6 protein-coding genes and 2 pseudogenes are annotated in these 6,929 nt (G+C 73.1%); all 8 read right to left on the reverse strand.

Annotation, left to right across the window (positions count from 1 at the left end):
- A pseudogene (locus tag IPZ69_RS45945) lies at positions 1-513 on the reverse strand (zinc ribbon domain-containing protein); the annotation flags it as partial.
- Positions 510-1,067 (reverse strand): phage tail protein, encoded by a 558-nt coding sequence (locus IPZ69_RS45950; protein WP_235460879.1) that lies wholly within the window; start codon positions 1,065-1,067, stop codon positions 510-512. The gene IPZ69_RS45950 and the pseudogene IPZ69_RS45945, both read right to left, overlap by 4 nt.
- Positions 1,068-1,098: 31 nt before the next feature.
- Positions 1,099-3,057, reverse strand: coding sequence for a putative baseplate assembly protein (locus tag IPZ69_RS45955; RefSeq protein ID WP_235460880.1), 1,959 nt, complete (start codon positions 3,055-3,057; stop codon positions 1,099-1,101).
- On the reverse strand, positions 3,057-3,503 hold the full coding sequence (locus IPZ69_RS45960; protein WP_235460881.1) for a GPW/gp25 family protein: 447 nt from the start codon (positions 3,501-3,503) through the stop codon (positions 3,057-3,059). Before IPZ69_RS45960 ends, IPZ69_RS45955 begins: the two co-directional genes overlap by 1 nt.
- A 34-nt stretch (positions 3,504-3,537) precedes the next feature.
- Positions 3,538-5,442: a VgrG-related protein gene (locus IPZ69_RS45965; protein WP_235460882.1), complete on the reverse strand. Its 1,905-nt coding sequence runs from the start codon at positions 5,440-5,442 to the stop codon at positions 3,538-3,540.
- Complete coding sequence (locus tag IPZ69_RS45970) at positions 5,442-6,170, reverse strand: CIS tube protein (RefSeq protein ID WP_235460883.1); 729 nt, start codon at positions 6,168-6,170, stop codon at positions 5,442-5,444. Before IPZ69_RS45970 ends, IPZ69_RS45965 begins: the two co-directional genes overlap by 1 nt.
- Positions 6,171-6,200: 30 nt before the next feature.
- Entirely contained in the window at positions 6,201-6,626 is a 426-nt protein-coding gene (locus tag IPZ69_RS45975) for a phage tail protein (protein ID WP_235460884.1), read from the reverse strand.
- Between the two features lie 32 nt (positions 6,627-6,658).
- Positions 6,659-6,929: pseudogene (locus tag IPZ69_RS45980) on the reverse strand (hypothetical protein); the annotation flags it as partial.

Raw genomic sequence — 6,929 nt, forward strand, 5'->3', positions numbered from 1 at the left:
GGGCGAGGGTGCCGGGGCGGTCGCGGGTCGCGTGCCGGAGCCGGTGGCGGTGGCAGCGGCGGGTGCCGTCGCCGCAGGGGTGGGACCGGGGTCGGTGGTCGGGGCTCCGGCGCCCTGAGCGGCGTGGGCGTGGGCGTGGGCGGGGGAGCCGCTGGGCGCCGTGCCACCGGGGTTGCCGGCGCCCTGAGCGGTGCCGTCGCCACCGGCCGCCGCGCCGGGAGCCGGGGCCGACGCCGACCGGGCGCCGTCCGCGGAACCGGCCGACGCGGCCGGTCGAGCGGGCCGGTCGTCGGCCGCGGCGGAACCACCGGCAGCGCCCGGCACGACCGCCGTCTCCTCGCCCTCTTCCTCCGCCGCACCACGAACCGCCCCCGGGCCACCGGCGCGCGCCGCCTCTCCCGAGGCCGGGCCGGCGGCGCGGTCCGTCCAGCTCAGTACGGCCCCGCACGCGTCGCAGAAGGACTGGCCCGGCTCTGCCCGGGTGCCGCACTCGGCGCAGTTCAGGGTGGTCATCTCTCCGGGGTCCTTTCAGCGGCGGTCACCTTGACCGTGTACGGCATGTGGGCGGGGCGGGCGGCCGAGACGAGGGCGTCCAGGCGGTGGTGGTCCGCCGGGCTCGGGTCGGGCAGGCGGAGCGTGACGTACAGATGGGGGCGGGGCTCACCGGGGAACGCGCCCAGCGGACGCGCGCTCCAGTCCGCGCCGCCGCTCTCGGAGACCTCCGGCGCCACGCCGAAGGCGAGCCGGACCGCCTCGGCAAGACCGCGCCGCGTGCCCCGTACCCGGTGCAGATACGCGGCGGCGGCCACGGCGGCCCGCAGCCGCGGATCCGGCTCGGTGCCGTCGGTCTCCGCGCCGACCCAGCCCGCCAGCCAGCGGGTGAAGTCGACCGGCGCGAGGGCCGGGTCGAAGTAGGCGGGCAGGCAGTCGAGGACGTTGTGGATCGGCGCGATCACCTCGTCGAGCCCGGCGACGAAGCGCTGCGCGAGATCGTCGTCGGCGAACACGGCGGGCAGCATGTCGGCGATCGGCGCGGAGGAACCGAGCCCGTCGATCGAGCCCCTCATCCCTCGGCCCCCGTCCCGTCGAGGAAGAGCGTCACGTTCCGTCTCCGATCACGCGGACGCGGTGGTCGTACGAGAACACCAGCGACGGCGCCGCCAGGTCGATCCGGTCCGTCGCCTCGCCGCGCTTGCCCGTCAGGGGGTCGGCGGGGTGCAGGGTGACCTGGTCGACCAGCTCCACGCCGGGCACCCGTTGCAGCACCGCGAACACCTCGCCCGACTGGACGGGTCGCCCGAACGGCCAGCCCCGGCCGTCCGCGCCGCCGGTCAGCGGATCGAGGTGGCGGTAGAGGGCGTCGTGCGCCTGGCGGCGCACCCGGTCGGTGTCGACGCCCCGGAACGCGTGCACGGTCGCGACCACGGTGACGCCCTGGTAGTACGGCGGCCCGACCGCGAGCCGGGTGCCGATCAGGCGCCGTTCGTCCAGGTGGCGGGTGATCCGGTCCAACAGGGCGTCGCCCGGGACCAGTTGCTCGAAGCGCAGTCGGCCGCCCGGGTCCGGGACCGCCTGCGGCACCACCAACACCCGTACCGCGTACGCCCCGTGCTCGCCCTCCTCGCCCTCCAGGCAGGTGATGCGCGCCGTCTCGGGGGCGGCCCTGCGGGCGAGTTCCTCGTAGTCGCGCAGGGTCACCGCGCGTTCCTGGGCGCGGAGGGTGATGGGGGCCCGGACCTTCGCCTCCTCCACCGTCTCCCCGTTCACACCGCCGCGCGCGGCCTCCCGGTTGACGACCTCCGAGACGTACGGGACGGAGGTGCGCAGCACCTGGACGGCGCCCCGGGCCACATTGCCCGCGCGGCCTCCGCCGGTGCGGTAGCGGCGGGCGCGGATCATCGCGCCCTTGGGGGCGACGGCGCCGTACTGGCGCAGGGCGCCGTCGGGTTCGCGCACCGACGGGCCGAAGGCGAGCTCGCCGGTGGCGGCGTCCAGGGTGAGGTGGCGGTCGTCGGGGCCGGAGGCGGCGAAGTGCGGGACCACCTGCCAGTCCTGCCAGCCCTCGTGCTCGGCGGTCTGCAGCAGGAGCGGCGGGTCGTCGCCGACCACGGGGGCGTGCGCCAGGCGCAGCCGCTGGCCGGGCAGGCCGGTCGACTCGCCGAGCGGCTCGTCGGACACCGTCTCGGCGTGGACCGCCGGGGCGGTGCCGCCCACCGTGAACGCCTCCACCGAGCGCACGGTCGGGGAGGTGGTGTAGAAGGGCTGGCCGGTCAGCGGCTCGGTGACGCGGCAGCGCAGCCAGCCCGCCTCCTGGCCGCCGGAGCGGGAGAGCACATGGCCGCCGGGGATGTGCAGGACGACCTCACCGGGGCGGTTGAGACCGCCCGTGCCGTCCCGGTCGACCTCGCACTCCTGCCAGCCGTCCTCCGTCCACGCCTCCCACACCAGCGGCGGCTGGCGCGGGTCGACGCCGACGCCGTCCACCCGGCTGTCCAGCTCCAGCGCCACCGCGCAGTGCGGCACGGCGGCGCTCAGCCCGAGCAGCATGCAGTCGCCGGGCTGCGGAGCCTCGGCGAAGCACAGCACGTCCTTGCCCTCGACGAGGTCGGTGGTCCGGTCGGTGACCGGCTCGCCCCGGTGCTGCACCACCAGATGCCGCAACGAACTGGGGACGACGGCGAGTTCGCGCTCGGTCGCGAAGACCACCGCCTCCTCGCTCTCGGTGCGCACGGTCGCCACCTCGGTGCCCACCGGCAGCAGTACCGCCTCCTCCTGCGGCGCGGACAGCCAGAACGTGACGTCCGTCCGGGCCGCCGACGGCGGGAAGAGCCGGATGCCGACCAGGTCCAGGAACGCCAGATGGTTCTTCTCCGGCACCCGGTTGAGCCGGTACACGATCTGGTCGGCCATGTGGGCGACCGTCTCGACGAGGGTGACGCCCGGGTCGGAGACGTTGTGGTCGGTCCACTCGGGCGCGCGCTGCTGGATGTAGCGCTTGGCGTCGTCGACGAACTGCTGGAAGCGGCGGTCGTCGAGGTTGGGGGAGGGCAGGGCCATCAGCGGTCGCTTTCGGAAGCCGTACCGGACGCCGTACCGGAGACGCCCGGCTCGTCGTGGGACGGAATGACGTAGAAGGGGAAGACGAGGGAGCGCGGGTTGTTGGTGCCGCGGATCGAGTAGCGGACGTCGATGAACAGCACGCCCTGCTCGGCGCCCGCGGTCACCTCGACGTCGTTGACCTCGATGCGCGGCTCCCAGCGGTCGAGGCTGGTGTGCACCTCGTGCTGGATGCGGCCCGCGGTGGCCTCGTTGACGGGCGCGAACACCAGGTCGTGGATGGCGCAGCCGTACTCGGGGCGCATCGGCCGCTCGCCCGGCGCGGTCGCCAGGATCAGCCGGATCGCCTCCTCGATCTCGCGCTCCCCGCTGACCAGGGCGATGCCCCCGGTCGGCCCGATGCGCAGGGGGAACGCCCACCCGGACCCGACGAACTGTTCGGCCATCAGCAGCTCACCCGCCTTCTTCCTGTCCGGGCCGTCACGGCAGCGGATACGGCTTGTTGTTGACCAGCACCACGCCCTGCAGCAGGAGGGTGGCGGCCCGGATGCCGACATTGGCCACGGAGTTGACCTGGAGGGTGCCGCCCGCGCTGATCATCGCGGCGCCCACCGCCTTGAGGTTGAGCGCGCCCATCGCGTCGACGGTGACCGCGCCGGTCAGCGACTTGAGGTTGACCAGGCCGCGGCCCTGGATGTCGAGCAGCCCGCCGCTCTTGATGGTCAGCTTGCGGGCCGCGCTGAGCGTGAGGTCCGTGCCGGCCTCCACCGACACCGACCGGCTGCCCTTGATGCTGACCGTCCCCTTGCTGTCGACGGTGATCTCGGTCCGGGTCCGGTCGAGGTTGATGACGAGTTTGTCGTCGCCGGTGGTCACCCGTACGCCCTGCTTGCGGCCGCCGGTCTTCTGGCTCAGCAGGTCCATGCGGTTGCCGTCCCGGTCGGACAGCGTGTGCCGGGCCGCCCGGCGCCGGGCGCCGTCGTGCAGCGGTACGTCCTTGACCGGGGTCGGGACGTCCTTGCCGTTGTACAGGCCGCCGATGACGTACGGATGGTCGAGGGCACCGCGGTCGAAGGAGACCAGCACCTCGTCGCCCACGTCGAGCGGGAAGACGGAGCCGCCGTCCTTGCCGCCCCACTGCACCACCCGCGTCCAGTCGCTGACGTAGGTGTCGTCCAGCCAGGGGAACTGGAGCTTGACCCGCCCCTGCTTGAGCGGATCCTGCACATCGGTGACCAGCGCGTTGACGGTTCCGGGCAGCCGCAGCCCGCTGCCCGTCCCGCCGCCGGAGGCCAGCCCGTACAGCGAACGCCACTGCCGTCCGCTGACGGTGACCCAGGCCTCGTAGTGCTTGCCGTCGCCGAAGACGTGCCGCACGGAGGTGGCGGTGTACTTGCCCTCGAAGGGCGCGCCCACGTCGGCGAGGGTGACGGGCAGGCCCGGCCGCAGCTTCGGCGTGCCGCGCGCGACCACCTCCAGCTCGGCGAAGGAGGAGGTGACGTCGTCGGCGAGGGCCTCGGCGGCGAACTTCACCTCCGACTGCCGGTCGTACGGCGTCTGCGCGTCGAGCAGCTTGGCCGTACCGAACTTCTTCGCCACCTCACCGGGTGTGGTGCCGATGCTGATGCCCGGGTTGGAGATCGCCGGCGCGGTGGCCGTGAGCTTCTTCTTCGTGGTCACGTCCCAGCCGCGGGTCTCGACCGAGCCGACCTGTTCGGCGGAGGTGACCGCGGCGCGCAGCCGCAGGATGTCGGTGCCCGCCTCCAGCACGAAGGGGCTCTTCTCGCCGGGCGTGCTCACCGGCGGCGCCCCCGAGGCGGGGTCGGGCCGCACGAACTGGAACTTCCCCTTCGCGTCGACCGACATGACCATCTCGTTCTCGTCGGCGAGCCGGGCGAGGAAGTCCCAGTCGCTGACGTTGGCCTGGCTGATGAACTCGTACACCGTCTTCGTCGACTGGATCCGCCCGACCGGCACCCCGTCCTGGGCGGCCAGCTTGCGGGCGATGTCGGAGGCGCTCTGGTTGCGGTAGGCGGCCACCCGGCGCCGGCGCATCAGCCGGTGGCCGAGGTCGTAACCCCGGATGACGGTGAACGTGCCGGTGCCGTCGTAGTCGGCCTCCAGTCCGCACACCTCGCCGGTCAGCAGCGGGTCGGAGGCGCCCTTGCCGTCGGCCACGGGCGCGAGGACCACGGGCGTGCCGAACTTCACCTTCAGCTTCCCGAGGAGCAGCCGGTACGGGTCGCGGAAGGTGAGCCGGAAGGCGGCGGGCACCCCCAGCCCTTGGTCCACCCAGCCCTCCACCAGCAGCGGGGCGAAGTCCGAGGGCAGTGGACTGCCGCCGATGGTGACCTCGATGACGCTCGAAAAGGCGGACGCCACCATCAGAAACGCACCTCCTCGGCGGCCGGCAGGACCAGCTCGACACCGGAGGGCAGCCGGCCCGGGTCGTCGATGCCGTTGGCCTCGGCGATCGCCCGCCAGGCGGAGGCCTCCCCGTACTCCCGCCAGGCGAGGGACTGCAGCGAGTCCCCGGCGACCACCCGGTGCACCCGCTGGGCGGTCAGCGCGCCCGACGTCGGGTTCTGCCCCTTGGTCTTGCTGGGGATCTCGTGCAGCCGCACCTGGCAGACGGCGCGGATGGGCACGCCGGTCGTGCCGAACAGGGAGTAGTTCGCCTCGACACTGCTGACGTACGAGGTGAACCGGGCCGTGGAGAAGGACCCCCACTGGAAGACCACCCAGGGCGGCGAAGGCTGCTTGGCCGCGATGCTCTTACTCGTCACCTCGCAGCACTCCAGCAGCGACTCCACCTTCTTCAGCACGGTGTTGCTGCCGGGCTCGTCGGACGAGTCCAGGAAGATCTCCACCGTCATCTCGCGCGGCTCGGGACCCATGAACTCCGGTACGGAGCCGTCGCGCACGGCGGCCGTCGGCGTCACCTTCCACTGCGCGCGCCGCCCCAGCGACAGCTGCGCCGGGTTGAAGTCGAACCCGAACGACTTGATCAGTCCGCCCGGGGTGGTGCTCGTCCCGACGGGCGGTTCGTGGATCGCGAGGGTGGCGCGGACCAGACTCTTGCCGGCGCCGCCGCCCCTGCCTCCCTTGGCCATGACGGTCCTCCCTTCCCTTCCCTGCCCTCGTCAGTCCGTGAAGCCGTGGTGGGTGATCTCCAGGACCTCCGTGGCGACACCCGGGCTGGCCGGGTCCAGGGACGGCCCCTGCCAGCTCACCGGCAGCACGTCGATCAGCCCCCACCGGGCGACCTCCGAACCGTCGGCGCGCAGCGCCGCGATCTGCGCGGTCGGCCGGGTCACGCCGGTGGTCACGGAGGAGATCCACTTGGCGACCTTGGCCGTGTCCGGGGTGAGCGGGCGGGTCAGGCGGATCGTGGAGAAGGTGACCCGGGACGGGAGCTGCCAGACGAAGCCGTTGTTGCCGCCCTCCTGGCGGTGCTCGATCTCCACCGTGGACGACAGTCCCTCGCACCCGTTGAAGTAACCGAGGCTCTCCCCGTCGATCGTCAGCGTGAAGAAGATGGTGGAGCCCGGGTCGAGATCGCGGGACATCGAGGGGCCTTTCTGGGAGTCGGTTCAGGTGTTCAGTTCCGGGGATCGCGCAGCCGCCCGATCCGCTCCCGGTCCAGCCGCAGTTCGGTCCGCAGCAGCCGGGTGATCCGCCCGGTCAGCCGATGTGTCAACTCGTCGAGCTGAAAGTCGGTCAGCGCCCGGGGGTCGAAGGCGCCCCGCGGCACTTCCGTGTAGGCCGGGGGGCCCATCTCGGGGTGCGCGTCCATCGGCGGCGGGCCACCGGTTCGCCCGGACCCGGCCACGGAACGGGCGGTGGTACGCGGCGGGTTGTGCGGAGGGTTG

The sequence above is a fragment of the Streptomyces olivochromogenes genome, assembly GCF_021538895.1.
In the GTDB taxonomy this organism is placed as follows: domain Bacteria; phylum Actinomycetota; class Actinomycetes; order Streptomycetales; family Streptomycetaceae; genus Streptomyces; species Streptomyces olivochromogenes_A.